Source organism: Poseidonocella sp. HB161398 (genome assembly GCF_005870025.1).
Taxonomy (GTDB): Bacteria; Pseudomonadota; Alphaproteobacteria; order Rhodobacterales; family Rhodobacteraceae; genus Mangrovicoccus.
In genome coordinates, this window is record NZ_VATA01000007.1 from 56,083 (window position 1) to 75,782 (window position 19,700).

15 protein-coding genes are annotated in these 19,700 nt (G+C 68.5%); 8 read left to right on the forward strand and 7 right to left on the reverse strand.

Annotated features, from left to right (window positions below; genetic code table 11):
- Positions 1–8: 8 nt before the first annotated feature.
- The 3 genes from FGX59_RS07825 to FGX59_RS07835 are packed head-to-tail and all read left to right on the forward strand — an operon-like array spanning position 9 to position 3,262.
- The gene (locus FGX59_RS07825; protein WP_138465974.1) at positions 9–563 is read left to right on the forward strand and encodes a sarcosine oxidase subunit gamma family protein; all 555 of its coding nucleotides are present in this window, start codon (positions 9–11) and stop codon (positions 561–563) included.
- Positions 564–580: 17 nt separating this feature from the next.
- Positions 581–1,849 carry a serine hydroxymethyltransferase gene (glyA, locus tag FGX59_RS07830; protein WP_138465975.1) on the forward strand — a complete coding sequence of 423 codons (1,269 nt, stop codon included), beginning with the start codon at positions 581–583 and terminating at the stop codon, positions 1,847–1,849.
- A 3-nt stretch (positions 1,850–1,852) separates the two neighbouring features.
- The gene (locus FGX59_RS07835) at positions 1,853–3,262 is read left to right on the forward strand and encodes an L-serine ammonia-lyase (protein WP_138465976.1); all 1,410 of its coding nucleotides are present in this window, start codon (positions 1,853–1,855) and stop codon (positions 3,260–3,262) included.
- Between the two features lie 581 nt (positions 3,263–3,843).
- On the opposite strand, the gene FGX59_RS07840 is transcribed toward FGX59_RS07835, so the two are convergent.
- Together FGX59_RS07840 and FGX59_RS07845 are read right to left on the reverse strand one after the other, a co-directional pair.
- Positions 3,844–4,926 (reverse strand): hybrid-cluster NAD(P)-dependent oxidoreductase, encoded by a 1,083-nt coding sequence (locus FGX59_RS07840; RefSeq protein ID WP_138465977.1) that lies wholly within the window; start codon positions 4,924–4,926, stop codon positions 3,844–3,846.
- Positions 4,927–4,935: 9 nt separating this feature from the next.
- Positions 4,936–6,174: an aromatic ring-hydroxylating dioxygenase subunit alpha gene (locus tag FGX59_RS07845; protein ID WP_138465978.1), complete on the reverse strand. Its 1,239-nt coding sequence runs from the start codon at positions 6,172–6,174 to the stop codon at positions 4,936–4,938.
- A 155-nt stretch (positions 6,175–6,329) separates the two neighbouring features.
- Here FGX59_RS07845 and FGX59_RS07850 point away from each other — a divergent pair, with 155 nt between their 5' ends.
- Positions 6,330–7,229, forward strand: coding sequence for a LysR substrate-binding domain-containing protein (locus tag FGX59_RS07850; RefSeq protein WP_138465979.1), 900 nt, complete (start codon positions 6,330–6,332; stop codon positions 7,227–7,229).
- A gap of 659 nt (positions 7,230–7,888) precedes the next feature.
- On the opposite strand, the gene FGX59_RS07855 is transcribed toward FGX59_RS07850, so the two are convergent.
- Genes FGX59_RS07855 through FGX59_RS07865 form a run of 3 tightly spaced genes read right to left on the reverse strand, consistent with a single transcriptional unit; the run spans position 7,889 to position 10,863 of the window.
- Positions 7,889–9,280: a TRAP transporter large permease gene (locus FGX59_RS07855; RefSeq protein ID WP_138465980.1), complete on the reverse strand. Its 1,392-nt coding sequence runs from the start codon at positions 9,278–9,280 to the stop codon at positions 7,889–7,891.
- A complete protein-coding gene (locus FGX59_RS07860) occupies positions 9,273–9,770 on the reverse strand; it encodes a TRAP transporter small permease (RefSeq protein WP_138465981.1) in 498 nt (165 codons plus the stop codon). The genes FGX59_RS07855 and FGX59_RS07860 overlap by 8 nt, the downstream gene beginning before the upstream one ends.
- Positions 9,771–9,828: 58 nt before the next feature.
- Positions 9,829–10,863: a TRAP transporter substrate-binding protein gene (locus FGX59_RS07865; protein ID WP_138465982.1), complete on the reverse strand. Its 1,035-nt coding sequence runs from the start codon at positions 10,861–10,863 to the stop codon at positions 9,829–9,831.
- A 228-nt stretch (positions 10,864–11,091) separates the two neighbouring features.
- Here FGX59_RS07865 and FGX59_RS07870 point away from each other — a divergent pair, with 228 nt between their 5' ends.
- From FGX59_RS07870 to FGX59_RS37515, 3 genes are all read left to right on the forward strand, one after another.
- On the forward strand, positions 11,092–11,523 hold the full coding sequence (locus FGX59_RS07870; protein ID WP_138465983.1) for a MarR family winged helix-turn-helix transcriptional regulator: 432 nt from the start codon (positions 11,092–11,094) through the stop codon (positions 11,521–11,523).
- Between the two features lie 211 nt (positions 11,524–11,734).
- Positions 11,735–13,657, forward strand: coding sequence for an FAD-dependent monooxygenase (locus FGX59_RS07875; protein ID WP_138465984.1), 1,923 nt, complete (start codon positions 11,735–11,737; stop codon positions 13,655–13,657).
- 541 nt (positions 13,658–14,198) lie between these two features.
- Positions 14,199–14,366 carry a hypothetical protein gene (locus tag FGX59_RS37515; RefSeq protein WP_171060556.1) on the forward strand — a complete coding sequence of 56 codons (168 nt, stop codon included), beginning with the start codon at positions 14,199–14,201 and terminating at the stop codon, positions 14,364–14,366.
- 550 nt (positions 14,367–14,916) lie between these two features.
- Here FGX59_RS37515 and FGX59_RS07880 read toward each other — a convergent pair.
- Positions 14,917–15,522 (reverse strand): YitT family protein, encoded by a 606-nt coding sequence (locus FGX59_RS07880; RefSeq protein WP_138465985.1) that lies wholly within the window; start codon positions 15,520–15,522, stop codon positions 14,917–14,919.
- A gap of 958 nt (positions 15,523–16,480) precedes the next feature.
- Between FGX59_RS07880 and FGX59_RS39280 the strand changes: the two genes are divergently transcribed.
- Positions 16,481–16,603, forward strand: a complete 123-nt coding sequence (locus FGX59_RS39280; protein WP_255471553.1) for a hypothetical protein — start codon at positions 16,481–16,483, stop codon at positions 16,601–16,603.
- 1,350 nt (positions 16,604–17,953) lie between these two features.
- On the opposite strand, the gene FGX59_RS07900 is transcribed toward FGX59_RS39280, so the two are convergent.
- Positions 17,954–19,672, reverse strand: a complete 1,719-nt coding sequence (locus FGX59_RS07900) for an ABC transporter substrate-binding protein (RefSeq protein WP_138465986.1) — start codon at positions 19,670–19,672, stop codon at positions 17,954–17,956.
- Positions 19,673–19,700: the final 28 nt, after the last annotated feature.

Sequence of the window (19,700 nt, forward strand, 5' to 3'; positions counted from 1 at the left end):
CAAGACCGATGACTGCACATGCCAATATCCTGACCCCCGGCACGCTGGCAGACACTGCCGCCGCCCGGGTCACTGTCACCGCAGCGCCGGGCCGCCTGTCGCTGCGCGCCCGCGGCGACCTCTCGGCGCTGGAAACGGCGCTGGGGGTGACCCTGCCGGCCAAGATCGGCAGCCGCGCCCAGGCCAACGGGATCGAGGCGCTCTGCCTCGGCCCGGACGAATGGGTGCTCTTGACCGCGCCGGAGAACGTCGCCGCGGTCGAGGCCGCCGGGGCCGCCGCCTACGAAGCGCATCCCCACAGCCTCGTCGACATCTCGGGGCGCGAGACCACCGTCGCCATCGACGGGCCGCGCGCTGTCGATCTGCTGACCCTGGGCCTGGCCCGGGACCCCGAGACCGTCGCCGCAGGCGAGGGCCGCCGCACGTTCTTCGACGGGCAGACGGTGATCCTGTGGCGCGATGCCGAGAGCAAGTTCCGCATCGACATGTGGCACAGCTTCGCCCCGCATCTGCTGGGCCTACTTGAAACCGGTTGCCGGGAACTGGCCGCCGAGACCCTCTGACCCCTACGGAGTCCGACATGTACGACCAACTTCCCGCCGCGGCGATCTCCGATTCCGCGATTGCAGAAGCTGTGGCCGAAGAGCTCCAGCGCCAGAAGACCCAGATCGAGCTGATCGCCTCGGAAAACATCGTCTCTGCCGATGTGATGGCGGCCCAGGGCTCGGTGCTGACCAACAAGTATGCCGAGGGCTATCCCGGCAAGCGCTACTATGGCGGCTGCGAGTATGTCGACAAGGTCGAGGCGATCGCCATCGACCGGCTCAAGGAGCTCTTTGGCGCCGGTTTCGCCAACGTCCAGCCGCATTCCGGCGCGCAGGCCAACCAGGCGGTGTTCCTCGGGCTGCTGCAGCCCGGCGACCGGATCATGGGCATGTCGCTCGCCCATGGCGGCCACCTGACCCACGGCTCGCCCGTGACCATGTCGGGCAAGTGGTTCGACGTGGTCTCCTACGAGGTCGACCCGGTCACCCACCTGATCGACATGGAGAAGGTGCGCGAGAAGGCGCTGGAAACGAAGCCCAAGCTGATCGTCGCGGGCGCCTCGGCCTATCCGCGGGTCATCGACTTCGCCGGCTTCCGCAAGATCGCGGACGAGGTCGGCGCCTATCTGATGGTCGACATGGCCCACTATGCGGGGCTGATCGCGGGCGGCAAGTACCCCAACCCGGTGCCGCACGCCCATGTCACCACCTCGACCACGCACAAGACCCTGCGCGGTCCGCGCGGCGGCGTGATCCTGACCAATGACGAGGCGCTGGCCAAGAAGATCAACTCCGCCGTCTTCCCGGGGAACCAGGGCGGGCCGCTGATGCACGTGATCGCCGCCAAGGCCGTGGCCTTCGGCGAGGCGCTGCAGCCCTCCTTCGCGGAGTATGCAGGCCAGGTGATCGAGAATGCCCGCGCGCTGGCCGACGTGCTGCGCGTCGGCGGGCTCGGCATCGTCTCGGGCGGCACCGACAGCCACATGGTGCTGGTCGACCTGCAGCCGAAGAGCGTCACCGGAAAGGCCGCCGAGATCGCGCTGGAGCGGGCGGGCCTGACCTGCAACAAGAACGCGATCCCGAACGACCCGGAAAAGCCCTTCGTCACCTCGGGCATCCGGCTGGGCACCTCCGCCGGGACCACCCGCGGCTTCGGCGAGGCCGAGTTCGAGCAGATCGGCTCGCTGATCCTCAAGGTGATCGACGCGCTCTCCGACAATCCCGAGGGCAGCCCGGAGGTCGAGGCCGCGGTCCGCGCCGAGGTCGAGGCGCTCTGCGCCGCCTTCCCGATCTACGGCGGCTGAGCCTTGTTCCTCTCGGTCTTCGACATCTTCAAGATCGGCATCGGCCCCTCCTCGTCGCATACGATGGGGCCGATGGTGGCCGCCGCGCGGTTCCTCGACGATCTCCGCGGCGGGGTGGAGAAGATCCCCGGCTCGGGCGAGCTCCACGCGCTGAAAGCCACGCTCTACGGCTCCCTTGCCTTCACCGGCAAGGGGCATGCCACCGACCGGGCCGTCATCCTCGGGCTGGCGGGCTGCCGTCCCGAGACGCTGGACCCCGACGCGGCCGAGGGCATCGAGGCGGCGATCCGCGAAGCGCGCGAGATCCGCGCCGAGGGCCTGCCGCCTCTGGCCTTCGATCCCGGAACGGACCTGGTCTTCGACTACGGCCCGGCGCTGCCGGGGCATGCCAACGGCCTGGTGCTCGAGGCTTTCGACCGGCTGGGCAATCCCTGGCACCGGCAGGTCTACTACTCGGTCGGCGGCGGCTTCGTGCTGACCGAGGCCGAGCTGGCCCAGCAGCAGGCGGGCCCGCAGGATCTGCACGAGGAGAAGGCCGCCCATGCCTTCCCGCATCCCTTCGGCTCCGCTGCCGAGATGCTGGAGATGGGCCGCCGCTCGGGCCGGAGCATCGCCCAGATGAAGCGCGCCAACGAGACGGTGACGCTAGGGCAGGGGCTCGACGCCGAGATCGACCGGATCTGGGACGCGATGGATGCCTGCATCGAGCGCGGCCTGACCCAGGAGGGGATCCTGCCGGGCGGGCTGAAGGTGCGGCGCCGCGCCAAGGGCATCCACGCCAAGCTCGAGGGCGAACGCGGGCTCAACCTGGCGCAGCCGCATCAGGCGAATGACTGGATGTCGGTCTATGCCATGGCGGTGAACGAGGAGAACGCGGCCGGCGGCAAGGTCGTCACCGCGCCGACGAATGGCGCGGCCGGCGTGATCCCGGCGGTCGGGCGCTACTATCTCGACCATTGCGTCGGCGCCACCCGCGAGGGGCTGCGCGACTACATCCTGGTGGCCGCGGCGATCGGCGGGCTGATCAAGCACAATGCCTCGATCTCCGGCGCCGAGGTCGGCTGCCAGGGCGAGGTGGGCTCCGCCGCCGCCATGGCCGCGGCCGGGCTCTGCGCGGCGCTCGGCGGCAGCAACGAGCAAATCGAGAATGCCGCGGAGATCGCGCTCGAGCACCATCTCGGCATGACCTGCGATCCGGCCGCGGGGCTGGTCCAGGTGCCCTGCATCGAACGCAACGCGCTCGGCGCGATCAAGGCGGTCTCCGCGGCGTCGCTGGCGCTCAGGGGCGACGGCGAGCATTTCATGCCGCTCGACAACTGCGTCCGGGTGATGCTCGAGACCGGCCGCGACATGAGCGAGAAGTACAAGGAAACCTCGCAGGGCGGCATCGCGGTCAACCTGCCCGAATGCTGAGCGCCGCGCGCGCCGCAGCCTGACACCTCCCGCCCGGCGCCGCCCTCCGCAGCGCCGGGTTCTTTCCGTCCGGGTGATGGCTGTGCGCTGAAAACGGAGGAGGCCGCGCCCGCGCTGCCGTCCATGGAAAGGGCCGGAGGCCCGGTCCGGTTGTCCCCGGCAGAGGCGTGCTTCTGGTGCCGCTCGGAGGAGGGCGCACCATGTCTTTCCCGGTTGGCAGGAGAACCGGCATGCCTGCGGGGGGAAGTGCAGGTCCCGGACATGGCGCGGAAGGACCGGAAGCTGGCCCGCGTCCATCGCGCGGCACCTGTCAGCCCCGTCCCGCAGCCATCACGGCGAGCCGGCCGGACGGGCCGGAAAGAAGCGCCGACGGTCGTGTGGCACGCTGTTCTGCAGGTCCGCCGGTCCGGTTCTGCAACCGTCCCGGGCCCCGGACGCCGCCGCTTGCTGCCGCGCGGAGGCAGCCGGAAAGGGAACAGCCGCGCCCGGTGCTCCCGGTGGCGCGGCTGACCATAGGTCACTTTAATGTCAGTCACCCTGCAGCGGGTGCCCTCCGGTCCCTGGACGGCACCCGGGAGGGATCAGATTTCCACCGTGACCTTGCCCATCGGATGCGAGCAGCAGGCGAGGATGTAGCCTTCCTCGATCTCCTCCTCGGTGATGCCGCCGTTATGGACCATGTGGACATGGCCCTCGGTCTTCATCACCTTGCAGGTGCCGCAGACGCCGAAGGTGCAGCCCGAGGGGATGTTCAGCCCGGCGGCGCGCGCCGCGGCCAGTACCGTCTCGGTCTGGGGCACCGACTGGGTGACGCCCGAGATGTCGAAGGTGATCTCCGCCATCTGGTCCTCTTCGGGCCGCTCGTCTTCCGGCGTCGGCGCCTCGATCAGCCCGGCAACCGTGCTCTGCGGCGCCTGGAAGCTCTCCTGGTGGTAGTGCTCCATGTCGAAGCCGAGACCCGCCAGCGCCTCGCGCACGGCCTGCATGAAGGGCTCGGGCCCGCAGCAGAACACTTCGCGCTCCAGGTAGTCGGGCGCCATCAGGCCCAGCATCAGCTGGTTGAAGCGGCCCTGGAAGCCGGTCCAGGGCTGGAACGGGTCATGCTCTTCGACGACCCATTTCAGCTCCAGCCCTTCGATCCGGGTGGCCATGTGCTCGAGCCGCCGCTTGAAGATGATCTCCGAGGGGCGCCGGGCGCAGTTGACGAAGACGATGTCGCAGTTGCGGCCGCGGTCGTAGATCTCGCCGGTCATCGACATCATCGGGGTGATGCCGGAGCCCGCGGAGATGAAGAGGTGCTTTTTCGCCGGATGCGCGGCGGAGGTGAAGCGCCCGGCCGGGCCGGTCGCCTTCAGCATCATGCCGGGACGCATGTTGTCGATGATCCAGCGCGTGCCGATCGAGCCCGGCTGCGCCTTGATGGTGATCGTCAGCGACAGGGGCCGCGAGGGCGGCGAGGAGATCGTGTAGGTGCGGTAGAGCGGCCCGCCCGGAACCGGCAGCTCCAGCGTGATGAACTGACCCGCCTCGAAGGCGAAGGGCCGTCCCGACGGCGCCTGGAAGCAGACCGTCACCACATCCGGCGACTCGGGCAGCACCGAGACGCATTCGATTTCCTCCTCGTCGGTCCAGGGACCGGCGGCTGCTGCATCTTTCTTTGCCATTGTCTGGACTTACTCCGCGGCGATGGTGGCGGGGGCCTGCGCGGCGCGCAGGCGCGAGAGGTACCAGTCGACGAACTGCATCACGCCGTCCTCGTGGGTCGGCGAATAGGGTCCGGGCTGGTAGGCGGGGGTGTTGATCCCCTGCTGGTTCTCCTCGACGACGCGGCGGTCCTCGTCATTGGTGTTGATCCACACCTTGGTGAGGTTCTCCAGGTCGTAATCCGTGCCCTCGACCGCGTCCTTGTTGACCAGCCACCAGGTCGTCACCTGCGACTCGGTCGGGCTGATCGGCAGCACGCGGAAGGTGATCGAGTGGTCGGAGAGGAAGTGGTTCCAGGTCGTCGGGTAGTGGAACAGCAGGAGCGTGCCGGCATCGAGGAAGGGCACCTGGCCCAGGCGCTTCTGCACGGCGATCTTGCCGCTGACCGTGTAGCTCTCGGCCCCGTCGAGAAGCGGCATGCGCGCGACGCGGTACTGGCCGCCATCGGCCATCTTGAAGCGCGAGGGCGCGCCTGCGGCCTCGAGGCGGTTGAAGTGGTTCTCCACCTTCTCGGGGAAGGTGCCGTCGGGCGACACGCCGGTGATCGAGGGATCTTCGGGATAGGTGCGGCACAGGTCGGGGTGGTTGCCCGCGCAGTGGTAGCACTCGCGGTTGTTCTCCCAGACCAGCTTCCAGTTGCCGTTCTCGATGATCGAGGACTGGTGCGCGACCTTCGCGTTCGACAGGTCATGCACGCCCAGATAGGGGGTGACGGTCTCGGCGAAGGCGTCGAAATCGGGCGCCTCGTCGGCCAGGCAGATATAGACCAGCCCGGAGACCTGGCGGCAGTGCACCATCTTCAGCCCGTGCTGGGACGGATCGAAATCGCCGGTCATGTCGCGCGCCCAGAGCAGCTTGCCGTCCAGGTCGTAGGTCCACTGGTGGTAGGGGCAGGTCAGCTTGGCGACCCGGCCCTGCGCGCCGCGGCAGATGATCGAGCCGCGGTGGCGGCAGGTGTTGTGGAAGGCGCGGATATTGCCCTTGGCGTCGCGGATGACGATGACGTCATAGGCGCCGATCTTCAGCCGCTGGTAGCTGCCGGATTTCTCCAGCTGGCAGGCGGGCAGGGCGAAGAGCCACTCGCGGTACCAGATCGTCTCCAGGTCGTGCTGGTAGATCTCGGGCGCGGCATAGAAGGGCTGGGCCAGCGAGTGGCCCGGCTTGTGCTGGAGCAGCAGGTCGGAGAGCGTGGCTTCGGTCTGGGTCATGGCGGGCGTTCCTGGTCGGGAGCTGGTCTGGCGGGACGAAGCCATCGCGCGGCATGGTTGACAATTCCCAAAAATCTCATGTCAGATTAGATGAGATAATCTCAATACACCGGTGTCGCAGGAGCGGCATTCCCGGTCCGAAAAGCGACATCGCCGTGCCCAAGCCCTATGATCTGCCCTCTCTCGGCGACCTTGCCTGTTTCGAAGCAGCTGCCCGAAATTTGAGCTTCAAGCTGGCTGCCGCCGAGCTGAACGTCACTCCGGCGGCAGTCAGCCATAGAATCAAGGCACTGGAGCTGGATCTGGGCCAGTCCCTATTCACCCGGCAGTATCGCGGGGTGGAGCTGACCGAGGCCGGGGCGCTGCTTTTCGTGTCGCTCCAGCGCGGCTTCGAGACGATTTCCGACGGGGTCTCGCGGATCCGCTATCTCAACGACCAGACCGGGGTGACGATCGCGGCCACGACTGCCATGAGCGGACTTTGGCTGACACCGCGGCTTGCGGCCTTCTGGCGGGCGCATCCGGGCATCGCGATTTCGCAGATGGTGCAGGATACGGGCGTGCCGGTGGGGCCCGCGGCGGGCTCGCCGGATCTGAGCATCCATTACGGTCGGCCCGAGCGCGAGGCCGACGAGACGCGGCAGCTTTTCCATGACCGCATCCTGGCGCTCGGCACGCCGCAATTCGCCGAGACCCATGGCATCACCGGCATCCCCGACCTGCTGCGGGCGCCGCTGATCCACACGATCTCGGGCACCCATGCCTGGACCGACTGGCGCGAATGGTTCGAGACGCTGGGCTGGCCGCCGCCGCAGGGGCCGGGTTTCGCGCTGAACAACTACCTGATCTCGCTGCAGGCGGCGGAGGACCATGTCGGCGCGGTGCTGGGCTGGGAGGGGCTGCTGGGCAGCCACCTGCAGAGCGGGCGGCTGGTGCAGCTGGTGCCCGAGACGATGATCTCGCCCTGTCCGTTCTACCTGCGCATCCATGCCCATGCCTCGGCCAATGCCCGGCTCTTCGCCGACTGGCTGGTGGCGCCGGACACGGAGGGCTAGGGCGCTGGCCACCCGGGCCCGACCCGGCTGCCGCTGCGCCCGGAGGCCCGGGGCCGGCCGGATCGGGCCCGCGCGCCACCCCGGCGGCAGTGCCGTTCGGGAAGCGCCGGGATCGGGTACCCGTCAGCGGCCGCGGCCTATCCGGAAGGATAGGAGCGCGATCCGTCTTGCCGTCGCAGCAACCCCTTTTCGGGCCTTCAAGGCAGGGGCGGTCCGGGGGTAGACAGGGGACAGTTCGATTGACCAAAGACTTTACGGACGCGGCGGGGCAGGTCTCCGCGGCACTCCGGACAGGATAGATTGCCGAAGCAGCGGGTGCATATTTCACGCCCTCCTCCGTCTCCCGGACAGCCCGGGAGACGGAGGAGGCCCGCTACTCGGGTCCAGCGACTTTCCGGATTTTTCCGGTTCTTTCCGGCGCAGGCTGATTTCATTGCCTCGACCGGATTTCACGTCGCCGCATTTCCGGCGCGACCATGATTTCTGACATTGCGCCCGGGCGGGACCGGGGACGTCGCAGCGTTGCCTCGGGCCAGAGCCGGGGCGGCGTTCTGTCGGCATCTGCGTTCCGGCGGGAGGCAATGCGAGGCGGCCTGCGGAACGGGACGGGACCCGGATGGACCGGATCCCGTTTCTGTCATGTGCCTGGACCGCCCGGCTCAGCCGCCGATCAGCCGGGGGACGAGGAGCACGATCCCCGGCAGCAGGAGCAGCAGCGCGACCCGGACGATCTCGGCGCCGAGGAAGGGCAGCACCCCGCGGAAGACCGTTGCCATCGGCGTGTCGCGCGCCAGCGAGGCGATGATGAAGACGTTCAGCCCGACCGGCGGGGTGATCAGCCCGAGCTCCACCACGATCAGCGCCAGGATGCCGAACCAGATCTTCAGGCTGTCATTGTCCATGCCGAAGGCGGCGCTCTGGGCGGTCACGTAGTCGCCGCCATTGAGCGCGATCAGCGTCGGCCAGAAGAACGGCACCACCACGAGGATCATCGCCAGGCTCTCCATGAAGCAGCCGAGGATGATGAAGATCGCCAGCATGATCACGAGGACCAGCATCGGGTCGAGTCCGCTGGACGCCGCCCAGTCGCTGAGCGCCTGGGGCAGGCCGGTGCGGGTGAAGAAGCCCTTGAGCACCTCGGCGCCGAAGAGGATCAGGTAGATCATCCCCGCGGTTCCGGCCGTGGCGCGGATCGCCCGCAGGAGCCCGGCGACGCCCAGCCCCTCGCCGGTGCGCCAGCGCAGCAGGAAGCCGTAGGCGGCAATCACGAAGACGCCGATCGAAGCGGCCGGGGTGGGGGTGAAGAGGCCGAAGCCGAGGCCGAGGATGATCGCGCCGAAGATCGCGATCACCGGGACGAGGCGGCGCAGCGCGACGCGGCGGGCGGCGGCTTCCATCGGTTTCGGCTCGGGCGCCAGCGACGGGTTCAGCCGCACCGAGAGGGCGATCACCAGGATGAAGCCCGCCACCGCCATCAGCCCGGGCAGGACGGCCGCCTGGAACATCTTGAGGATCGAGCCCTCGACGATGATGGCGTAGATCACCAGCGCGACCGAGGGCGGGATCAGGATGCCGAGCGTGCCGCCCGCGGCCAGCGCGCCGGAGGCGAGCCGCGGCGAATAGCCGAGTTCGCGCAGCTCGGGCAGGGCGACCTTGCCCATGGTGGCGGCGGTGGCGAGCGAGGAGCCGCAGACCGCGCCGAAGCCGCCGCAGGCCGCGACTGCCGCCATGGCCACACCGCCGCGCAGCCGGGTCATCAGCGCCTCGAGCCCCTTGAAGAGATCGGAGGAGAGCCGCGCCTCGGAGGCGATGTAGCCCATCAGCACGAAGAGCGGCACGACCGAGAGGTCGTAGCTGGCGACATTCTCCCACAGGAGCGTCTTGAACTGGCGGATATAGGGGACGAAGCGGACGAAGGGCACGGCGAGGCTGAGCACCCAGGTGCCGCCGATGCCGACCACGATCATCGCGATGCCGACCGGCATGCGGAAGACCAGCAGCACGAAGAGCAGGACGAGGGCGAGGATGCCGATGGTGATGGGATCAGCCATTGCCGAGTTCTCCGGAGATCTGCGCCAGGGCGATGACCGCCCAGAGCGCCATGGACAGGATGCCGGGCAGGTAGAAGGGCCAGACCGTCCAGCCGAGCACCGCGGTCACGGCGCTGTCGCTGCGGGTCTCGAGCATGCCGAAGACCATCCAGTAGGCCAGGAAGAGCGCCACCGCGGCCGTCACCGCCAGCCAGAGCCGGTCGGCGCTGCGCTGGAACCACAGCGGCAGCCGCTCCATGAAGAGCTCGACCGCGACATGGCTGCGCCGCGCCTGGCAATAGGGGAAGAACATCAGCGCCGCGCCGCTGATCGCGAGCTGGACGAAATCCTCGTAGCCGGGCAGGCCGGGCACGTCGATGCCCGCGAGGCCGCCGATGCGGTCGAGGATGAAGGCCCCGGTATTGGTGGTGGTGACGGCGACGATGGCGATCAGGATCGCGCCGCCGAGCAGTGCGAAGGCATCGGCCGTCCGCAGGAGCGCTGCGCGCATCTCTTCCTCCCTGGGTTTGCGTGCATGGCGGAGGGGCGCGGGGCCCCTCCGGACGGGTTCAGCGCGTGGCTGCCGCCGCGGCGACGGCAGCGCGGGCGCCCTCGACCAGCGCGGCGCCGTCGATGCCCTTGGCCGTCACCTCGTCGATCCACTGCTGGACGACGGTCTCGCTGACGGCGTTGAACTTCGCGGCCTCTTCCGGCGAGAGCACGATCCGCTCCACCCCGGCCGCGTCGAGCGCGGCGATGCCGGGTTCCTCGAAGCCTTCCCAGAGCGCGCCGATCTCGGCGGCGACGTTCATCCCGGAATTGGCGTCGATCACCGCCTTCAGCTCGTCGTCGAGCCCGTCATAGACATCCTGGTTCATCGCCAGCATGAAGACGGCCGTGCCGAAGCGGTCGCCGTCCGGCAGCTCGGTCGCGTATTTGTCGAGCTCCTGCAGGTTCAGCGCGGGCACGATCTCGTAGGTGGTCAGCGCGCCGTCGACCACGCCCTTCGCCATCGCCTCGGGCAGCGAGGGGGCGGGCATGCCGACGGGCTCCGCGCCCATCCCCTGGATCTCCCAGGCGCCGGTGCGGCCCGGCGTCCGCAGCTTCAGCCCGGCGGCATCCTCGAAGCTCCGCACCGGCTTTGTCGCGGTATGGATCAGGTTGCCGTCATGGCTGTGCAGGAAGAGGACATGCACGTCCTTGAAATCCTCCGCCAGCAGGTCGAGCGAGGCATTGAGCGCGATCGTCGTGTCGCGGGCGGAGCCGGCATGGACCAGCGGCAGCTCGAACACCTCGGAGCGCGGGAACACGCCCGGCGTGTAGCCGAGGATGGTCCAGACGATATCGGCCGCGCCGTCGCGGACCTGGCCGTAGAGCTCGCCCGGCTTGCCGCCCATCGCCATCGACGGGGCGATCTCCACGGCGATGCGGCCGCCGCTCTCGGCTTCGATCTTCTCGGCCCAGGGTTCCAGCATGTCCTTGTGGGCGTTGGAAACCGGTGGCAGGAAGTGGTGCAGGATCAGCGTCACGTCCTGGGCGGTTGCGGGGCCGGCAAGGGCGATCGCCGTTGCGGCCGTGAAAAGCAGTCTTGAAAGTCCAGGCATCCATTTCCTCCCGTCTGGATGTCTCCGCCGGGCGCGCCCAGCGATATGTGTTCATATAATATGCATACTTATCGGTATGCGTCAACACATACGTAAGAGTACATACTATATCGCTTAACCACTTTGACAGAATGGGTTATCCTGCCGGAACACGGCGCGGCCGGGATGTGGCGGCAGCTTGCCGGACCGGGCCGCGCCTGCCCGAGTGTAGCAGCGGAGGAGAGCGCGTTGGAAGTACATGACATGGCGGGGCACCTGATCCGCCGGCTGCACCAGACCTCGGCGCATGTCTTCGCGCAGCGCACCAAGGAGGCCGGGCTCGACGTGACGCCAGTGCAGTTCGCCGCGATGAGCGCCATCCTGGAGACCCCCGGCATGGACCAGGCCAGCGTCGCCGCGCAGATCGCCTATGACCGCGCCACGATCGGCGGGGTCATCGACCGGCTGGAGCAGAAGGGCTGGCTCTCGCGCAGCGTCAGTCCGAAGGACCGCCGCTCCCGCGTGGTGGCGCTGACCGAGGAGGGGCGGGCGATGCTGGATCGGATCCTGCCCGTCGTCCGCAGCCTCCAGGCCGACATCCTTCCCGGCCTCTCCGACGAGGAGCGGGGCATCTTCCTCGCCCTCGCCAGGAAGGCCACGGCCGAGGCCCCGCGCAGCTAGCGCCCGGCCCGCCGCCCGCGGCGACTCTTCCCCTTCCTGCAAGAGCGTCCGAACCGCATCCTCCGGGCTGTGGACAGGAAAACTACAGCTAATCAGTATATTGCGGATAATAATAAGCATGCATATTTATTCTTGACCAAAAATGATAAGTGTAGCTACTATATGCCGTGACGAGCGCATGCTCATGTCTGCACGGCTAGGAGGAGCGACGATGCAGTACTATGTGGACGGCTTCCGCGGAGGGGATCCCGACCTGAAGAACGCGGCGCCCTGCCGCCGCGACCGCAGCGCCTTCGCGCCGCTTCCCGCAGAGGTCGACGTGCTGATCGCGGGCTGCGGCCCGGCCGGGCTCTGCCTTGCGGCGCAGCTGTCGCACTTTCCAGAGATCGACGTGATGATCGTCGAGAGGAAGCCCGGGCCGATGGAGAAGGGCCAGGCCGACGGCGTGAACACCCGCACGATGGAGATGTTCCAGGCCTTCGGCTTCGGCGAGAAGGTCAAGCGCGAGAGCTACTGGGTGAACCAGACCGCCTTCTGGACGCCCGATCCGCAGAACCCGCAGCATGTCCGCCGGATCGGCCGGGTGCAGGACGTGGCCGACGATTCCTCCGAGATGCCGCATACGCTGATCAACCAGGCGCGCATCCACGAGCTGTTCCTGGAGGTGATGCGCAAGTCGCCCGCGCGGCTGGAGCCGGATTACGGCTGGTCGGTGACCGACGTCTCGGTCGATCCGGACAGCGACGACCATCCGGTCACCGTCACGCTGGAGAATGCGGGCGTGAATGCCGGGGCGACGGCGACGGTGCGCGCCAATTACGTGGTCGGCTGCGACGGCGCGCGCTCGAATGTGCGCAAGGCGATCGGCGGCGCGCTGCATGGCGACGCGGCGCACCAGGCCTGGGGGGTGATGGACATCCTCGCCAATACCGATTTCCCCGACATCCGCCAGAAATGCATCGTGTCCTCGGCCAGCGAGGGCAATGTGCTGATCCTGCCGCGCGAGGGCGGCTATCTCTTCCGGATGTATGTCGAGCTCGACAAGCTCGCCCCCGACGAGCGGGTGGCCTCGCGCAACCTGACCTCGGCGCACATGATCGCCGCGGCGAACCGGATCATGGCGCCCTACACGATCGACGTGAAGGAGGTCGTCTGGTGGTCCGTCTACGAGATCGGCCACCGCATGACCGACCGGTTCGACGACGTGCCCGCGGGCGAGGACCGCAATCCCCGCGTCTTCACCGCGGGCGATGCCTGCCACACCCACAGCCCGAAGGCCGGGCAGGGGATGAACGTCTCGATGCAGGACACGTTCAATCTTGGCTGGAAGCTCGCTCATGTCTTCCAGGGCCGCGCCGATGCCAGCCTGCTGCGCAGCTATTCCGCCGAGCGCTGGCTCGAGGCCAAGCGGCTGGTCGAGACCGACCACAAATGGGCGCGGATCATGTCGGCCCCGCCGGGCGAGTCCGAGCTCGACGGTTCCGACGTGCCGCGGGTGCAGAAGCAGTTCGTAGAGAACCTGGAATTCACCGGCGGGCTCGCGGTCGAATATGTCCCCTCGGCCATCGTCGCCGAGCCGGTCCATCAGCAGCTGGCCACCGGTCTGGGCATCGGCCGCCGCTTCCACTCGGCGCCGGTCGTACGGGTCTCGGACGCGATGCAGATGCAGCTTGGCCATGCCGCCGAGGCCGACGGCCGCTGGCGGATCTACGCCTTCGCCGGGCGGGCGGACAGCTCGGCGCCAGGCTCGGCGATCCACGCGCTGGCCGACTGGCTGCAAAGCGACCCCGCCTCGCCGGTGGTCCGCTACACCCGGCCCGGCGAGGATATCGACGCGCTGATCGATTTCCGCGCGGTCTTCCAGCAGACCTTCGACCAGCTCGCCTACGAGGAAATGCCCGCGCTCCTGAAGCCGGTGAAGGGGCGGCTGGGCCTGCAGGATTACGAGAAGGTCTTCTGCACCGACCACAAGGGGCAGGGCGACATCTTCGACATGCGCGGCATCGACCGCGAGGGCGGCTGCATGGTTGTCGTGCGCCCCGACCAGTACATCGCCCATGTCCTGCCGCTCGGCGCCCGTGCCGAGCTGGCTGCCTTCTTTGACGGCTTCCTGCTGCCGGTGGCGGCCGCCTGACGCCCGCCCGGCGGGCCCGGCGCCGGGCTGCACCGGGCCCACGGGTCGCGTCCCGGGCGCCATCAAGCCGTCGGCCGGGCGTTCCGGGCCTCTGGGATCAGTGACCGGGACCGGAGAGCGGTCGTCTCTCCGGGGCGCCTGCGCCTCCCGATCGGATCGGGCAGTCCGGACCGGGGCGGCCTTGCGCAAGGGAAGGCCGGCAGTTTTCGCCTGGCCCGCCCCTCCGGGCAAAGGGCCGGGCCTCGTGGCGGCAGCTTGGGTGGCGGCCGTAAACGGGTCGGCCATTGCCGAGCCGAATTTCCTCTCGACCAGCGACGGGGACGCCATCCCCGCGGCCCCGTCAACCACGGAGCTGGCGGCGCGTCTCATGGAGCACGCGGTGACAGATCCGGGACTTCCGGCCGCCGCCGTGGCCGCGGTCCAGCCTCTCACCATACCCCCTCTTAGCAGATTGAAAATTCTGGAAACCCCCAGGTTTCCAAGGGCATGCGCCACAAACTCTGCTACAAGAGCTGTTACAAAACAGGTCTTCGAGGTGGGCATGAAGTACGTCCAGAACATACGTGGCAAGTGGTGCGTCCGGATGGTCGTTCCGAGCGAGCTTGTCGAGATCATCGGCAAGACAGAGCTGCGCGAGGACGGCCTTCCGCCTGAAACGAGAGCGCGTGAGCGGCAGGCTCACGCGGTCATCAACCGATCCTTCGCCTAGCTCGACGAGGCCCGCGAGCTTCTTGAAGCACGCGAAGCCGCCAGCAAGCCCACGCTCTCCACGGCGGCGAAGGAGCAGTACCAGGCAGTGCTACTTGCCGACGACATGGCGCGCGCGGCCAGGAGCGCAAAGACCGGGCGTCCGCTCATGACGCCGGAAGTTGAGGATGCCCTCAAGAACTCGCGACGCATGGCCGCGGCGCGCCAGCTTGGCCATGTGCGGGTGGTCAACGGCCTGGTGCCGGGCCGCCTGACCGCGGCGGGCATGCCGGGGCGCTGGTCCGGACCTGTCTCGCGGACGGCTGATCCCCCGGCCGCCGGCCGGGGAGGGACGCGACGGCCAGGTCCGGGTCCGGGACCCGACAGCGGCCCGCCATCGCCGGATCGGCCCTGGTCTTGCGGTGCGGCCCTCGAATGCCTGGCCTCCCTGCGCCCGGACGCCTCGGCGCGGCGCAGAAGGGCTCTGCCCGCGGTCCGGGCACACGGGACGCGGGGCCTGCGGCACGGCGACCGCTTCCGCGGGTCCAGTCAAGTGGTCTGCCGGGTTGCGCTCAGGCGTTGGCGGGGCGCGCCTGCGAGATGTGGAAGTTCCAGGCGATGATCGCGTTCAAAACCACCGCGCCGATGAAGGACCAGACCACCCGGTCGAAGGGCAGGAAGACCAGCGCCAGCCCGAAGACCACCGCGTCGAAGCCCATCTGCACCCAGCCGGCCCTGAGGCCGGTCCTCTCCTCGACGATCAGCGCGACGATCCCCAGCCCGCCCGCCGAGGCATTGTGGCGGAAGAGCGCGATCAGCCCGATGCCGCTGCAGCAGCCCGACAGGATCCCCGCCAGCAGCGGCGGCAGGGCCTCGAACTGGATCCAGCGCCCGAAGAGCTGCGTCAGCACCGAGATGCCGATCACCGCGAGCCCGGTGCGGATCGCGAAGCCCGCCCCGCGGCGGGTCCAGGCGACGCCGAGGAAGGGCAGGCTGACGATCGCGAAAAGCGTGCCGAACCCGAGCGGCAGCACGTAGGAGAGCAGCACCGAGAGGCCCGCCGTCTGTCCGGTGACCAGCCCCGCCGCCTTCAGGAAGCTCACGCCGAGGCTGGTCATCACCACCCCGTAGAGCAGTCCCTGCGCGTCATAGAGCGAGATCGGGGATTTCAGGGCCATGGCGGGACTCCAGTGCGGGACGGTCGACTTGCGTGCGGATGGGGCGGGTGGCGCCGGGCTGCGATGCTCCGGCAGCGTCCGGGTCCTCTTATGGAACACCGCGGCGCCGCTGTCAGTCCGAAGATTGCCGCACCTGCAGCATGGCGGCCGCGGCACGGACGGCGCCGATGCCCGCAACGCCGGCGAGCGGGGCCGCCGGCAGGCCTGTCGTGTGGCGGCGCACGGTCAGGCGAAGAACCCGGGGGATGTGCCGGGCGTCGACCTCCGCCGCAGGGACCGTCGGCTGAGGTCGATGCCCGGTCGGGCCACTGCCGGTTGCGCCCCCGCTTTCGCTGCGGAGCGGCCATCGCGGCGGCCGAGGGCGCACGGGCGCATGCGCATCGGCCGCGACGGCAAAGGGAGTGCCTCTACGGCTGCACGGCTTGCTCCGCCAATGTGCCTTCCTCTCACAGCTGCCGCTGGAGCGGACCGCGGCCCCGGTCATGGGCGCAGTACGGAGATTGGGGATCTGGCCGCGGCGAGGCAGGCCGGCATCTGCGGTGCACATTCGGGGCTGGCGGAGAATGCGCCCTTGCCGGCCGGAGGGCCTCCGGCCCGGGCGGGAAACTGGGCGCGATGCGCTGCCGCTGGAGCGGACCGCGGTTTGTGTCACGCGCGGTGCCGTGCGGGGATCGGGGCTCTGGCCGCAGGGACGCGAAGGGAGGGGCTGCGGTGCGCGTTCGGGATTGGCGGAAAAGCTGTAGCCCGCCGGTGAAAACCTGCTCATGCGACAAGGGAGAACGTAGCGATGAGCATGACGATGGACGACAGCGTCAAGCAGTGGACGGCGAAGCGGAGTTGAAGGGGCCCGTGGCGCCAGTGGCGCCGCGAAAGCCCGATCAAGGACCGTGCCGGAGGCGAGCCGGTCCTTTGACCTGACGCCCTCCGAGATCGAGGGGGGCGAGGATGGAAAACCGGCATGGAGAACGCGCTGCGCGCCAACCCGCTCGACATCCGCGAGCAATGCGAGAAGCAGCTCCGGGACCTGCAGGACGCCCATGGCGCGGCTATGCTGGAGCCGCGGGCCCGAGCGAGATCATGAACGCCACCGGTCCGGGAGAACGATCGAACGGTTGCAGGCCCTCTTGGATGCGCAGGAGTGAGGCATGGCCTCGCCATAGGCGTCCTGCAGGGCCTCTTGAACGAGGGCGGCACCGTGTCGGTCGCCAAGCTCTGCACGTGGTCCGGCATTCCCTGGCGCACGGTCTTCTGCAAGCCGTTGAAAGCCGCGCCGAAGGTCGATCCGCGGTTCTCCGAGCCGATCAGGAAAATGATCGAGGAGGAGCCGTCCTTCGGCAATCGGACCATGGCCTGGCTCCCGGGCGTCAACAGCGAGGCCCCGAACGCCACTGGTCCGGTTGAGAAGGCCGAACGACGGTGCAGCGGGTTCGGCATCTCTCCCGGACCGTCGCCCATCGGGCTCGAACCGATGGCGCCACGATGGGCAGCCGTTCGATGCCTCGCTCCGGCTCAAGGGGTGGCAGGTTTGCAAGCGCGCCGTGGGCATCCGGCCCCGCATCCAGGCCGTGCCGTCCGCCGCCGCCGCGCCGAACGGGAGGTGGTCGACCGATCTCGCGCGTATCTGGACAGGCAAGGACGGCTGGGCCTCCCTGGCGCTGGTGATCGACTGCCACACGCGCGCGCAGCTGGGCTGGCACCTGTCGAAATCCAGCAAGGCCACGACCGCCAGCGCCGCGCAGGGGCATGCCCTGATCGCGAGGTTCGGGACGCTCGGCCGCGTCGAGGCGGAGTTCCTGCAGCGCTCGCACAATGGCATTCGCCATTGGGCTCGAACCAATGGCGCCTCAATGGCTCATTCTTGGCCAGCCACCACTTCACGGCCATCGTCCGCAGCTACGGGGAGCAGGCGTTCATCACCCCTCATTGCCCGCGAGCCAGAACGGCATGGTCGAGCGCGTCTTCCGGGCGCCGAAGGAGGAGTGCGACTGCCGTCGCCGAGAGAGCGTTCAACATGCCATGCGCGTCATCGGCGACTGGATTGTCCGGCCACTCTCTCGGACCGGTGGCGTTCGCGGCCTCGCTCTGCAGCAACCGCCGCCCTCATCGGGCGCTTGCCTGCAGGGGCCTCCGGATTAGCGGCTTGCCCCGAGCGGAGTCCGCGGGGGCGATGCAAAGCTGCTTTCGCGTGCGGAAAGGTCTCCGGTCCGGGCGGGGAAGCTGGTCGGGATGCGCTGCCGCTGGAGCGGACCGCGGGTCCCGTCATGCGCGGTGCCATGCGGCGATCGGGGACCTGATGGCAGCGACGGGGTGCGGGCGCTGGGGGCCAGGCGGAAGATCCAGCCTTGCAGGCGGGACGGCCTCCGGCACGGGCCGCAGGATGCGCTGCCGCGGAGGGGGCGCGGGGCCGCGCTGCGGCCCCGGCCGGGTCAGGTCACTGCCAGGACTTGATCAGGTCGTCATAGGCGATGGTCTTGGGCTCCTCGTCCTCGCTGGCGAGCTTGGCCTTCGGCGAGCCGGCTTCGGCCAGCCAGACCTCCGGGTCCTGCGGCTCGTTCAGCTTCGGCCCGATATCGCCCTGGATGCCGGCCCGCTCGAGCCGCTCCATGACCTTCTCCTGGTCCTCGCAGAGCGCGTCGAGCGCCTCCTGCGGGGTCTTCGCGCCCGACATCGCGTCGCCGATATTCTGCCACCAGAGCTGCGCCAGCTTGGGGTAGTCCGGAACGTTGGTGCCGGTCGGCGACCAGGCCACGCGGGCGGGCGAACGGTAGAACTCGACGAGCCCGCCGAGCTTGGGCGCGCGTTCGGTGAAGCTCTCGTCCTGGATGGTCGACTCGCGGATGAAGGTCAGCCCGACATGGGACTTCTTCACGTCGACGGTCTTCGAGGTGACGAACTGGGCATAGAGCCAGGCCGCCTTGGCGCGGTCCTCGGGGGTGGATTTCATCAGCGTCCACGACCCCACGTCCTGGTAGCCGATCTTGGTGCCTTCCTCCCAGTAGGCGCCATGCGGCGAGGGGGCCATCCGCCATTTCGGCGTGCCGTCGTCATCCAGCACCGCATCTGCGCCGTCGCCCACCATGTCGGCGGTGAAGGCGGTGTACCAGAACATCTGCTGGGCGATATTGCCCTGCGCCGGGACCGGGCCCGCCTCGGAGAAGGTCATGCCCATGGCGGCGGGCGGGGTGTACTTCTCCAGCCAGTCGATCGCCTTGGTGACGGCATAGACCGCGGCCGGGCCGTTGGTGGCGCCGCCGCGGGCGACGCAGGAGCCGACCGGCTGGGAGGCCTCGTTGACGCGGATGCCCCATTCGTCGACCGGGATGCCGTTCGGCTCGCCCTTCGAGCCGACGCCGGCCATCGACAGCCAGGCATCGGTGTAGCGCCAGCCGAGGCTCGGGTCCTTCTTGCCGTAGTCCATGTTGCCGTAGACCTTGTCGGTCACGCCCATATGCGACATGTCGCGGCCGGTGAAGAACTCGGCGATGTCCTCGTAGGCCGACCAGTTGACCGGCACGCCCAGGTCGTAGCCATAGGCCTCCTTGAAGTCCGCCTTGTTCTTCTCGTCGTTGAACCAGTCATAGCGGAACCAGTAGAGGTTGGCGAATTGCTGGTCGGGCAGCTGGTAGAGCTTGCCGTCCGGCGCGGTGGTGAACTGGGTGCCGATGAAATCGTCGAGATCGAGCGTCGGCGAGGTCACGTCCGCGCCCTCGTTCGCCATCCAGTCGGTCAGGTTGCGCGCCTGCTGGTAGCGCCAATGCGTGCCGATCAGGTCGGAGTCGTTGATATAGGCGTCATAGACATTCTCGCCCGACTGCATCTGGGTCTGCAGCTTCTCGACCACGTCGCCCTCGCCGATCAGGTCGTGGGTCAGGTTGATCCCGGTGATCTCGCTGAAGGCCTTGGCCAGCACCTGGCTTTCGTATTCATGCGTTGTGATGGTCTCGGAGACGACCTTGATGTCCATGCCGGCGAAGGGCGCGGCGGCGTCGATGAACCACTGCATCTCGGCCTCCTGGTCGGCGCGGCTCAGCGTGCTGAGATCGCCGATCTCGGCATCGAGAAAGGCCTTCGCCGCGTCCATGTCGGCAAAGGCGCCCGAGCCCGTGAGGCCCAGGGCCAGCGCGAGGGCTGTCGTGCTTCTCAAGTTCATAAGTTTCCTCCCTTTCGAACTTGTCGTC

Excerpts from the sequence above, each read along its gene's own strand:
- FGX59_RS07860 (WP_138465981.1), bottom strand. The coding sequence starts at position 9,770 with ATGCGCGCAGCGCTCCTGCGGACGGCCGATGCCTTCGCACTGCTCGGC.
- FGX59_RS39280 (WP_255471553.1), top strand. The coding sequence starts at position 16,481 with ATGGAGAACGCGCTGCGCGCCAACCCGCTCGACATCCGCGAGCAATGC.
- FGX59_RS07845 (WP_138465978.1), bottom strand. The coding sequence starts at position 6,174 with ATGACCCAGACCGAAGCCACGCTCTCCGACCTGCTGCTCCAGCACAAG.
- FGX59_RS07875 (WP_138465984.1), top strand. The coding sequence starts at position 11,735 with ATGCAGTACTATGTGGACGGCTTCCGCGGAGGGGATCCCGACCTGAAG.
- FGX59_RS07865 (WP_138465982.1), bottom strand. The coding sequence starts at position 10,863 with ATGCCTGGACTTTCAAGACTGCTTTTCACGGCCGCAACGGCGATCGCC.
- FGX59_RS07825 (WP_138465974.1), top strand. The coding sequence starts at position 9 with ATGACTGCACATGCCAATATCCTGACCCCCGGCACGCTGGCAGACACT.
- FGX59_RS07855 (WP_138465980.1), bottom strand. The coding sequence starts at position 9,280 with ATGGCTGATCCCATCACCATCGGCATCCTCGCCCTCGTCCTGCTCTTC.
- FGX59_RS07900 (WP_138465986.1), bottom strand. The coding sequence starts at position 19,672 with ATGAACTTGAGAAGCACGACAGCCCTCGCGCTGGCCCTGGGCCTCACG.
- FGX59_RS07880 (WP_138465985.1), bottom strand. The coding sequence starts at position 15,522 with ATGGCCCTGAAATCCCCGATCTCGCTCTATGACGCGCAGGGACTGCTC.
- glyA (WP_138465975.1), top strand. The coding sequence starts at position 581 with ATGTACGACCAACTTCCCGCCGCGGCGATCTCCGATTCCGCGATTGCA.
- FGX59_RS37515 (WP_171060556.1), top strand. The coding sequence starts at position 14,199 with ATGAAGTACGTCCAGAACATACGTGGCAAGTGGTGCGTCCGGATGGTC.
- FGX59_RS07840 (WP_138465977.1), bottom strand. The coding sequence starts at position 4,926 with ATGGCAAAGAAAGATGCAGCAGCCGCCGGTCCCTGGACCGACGAGGAG.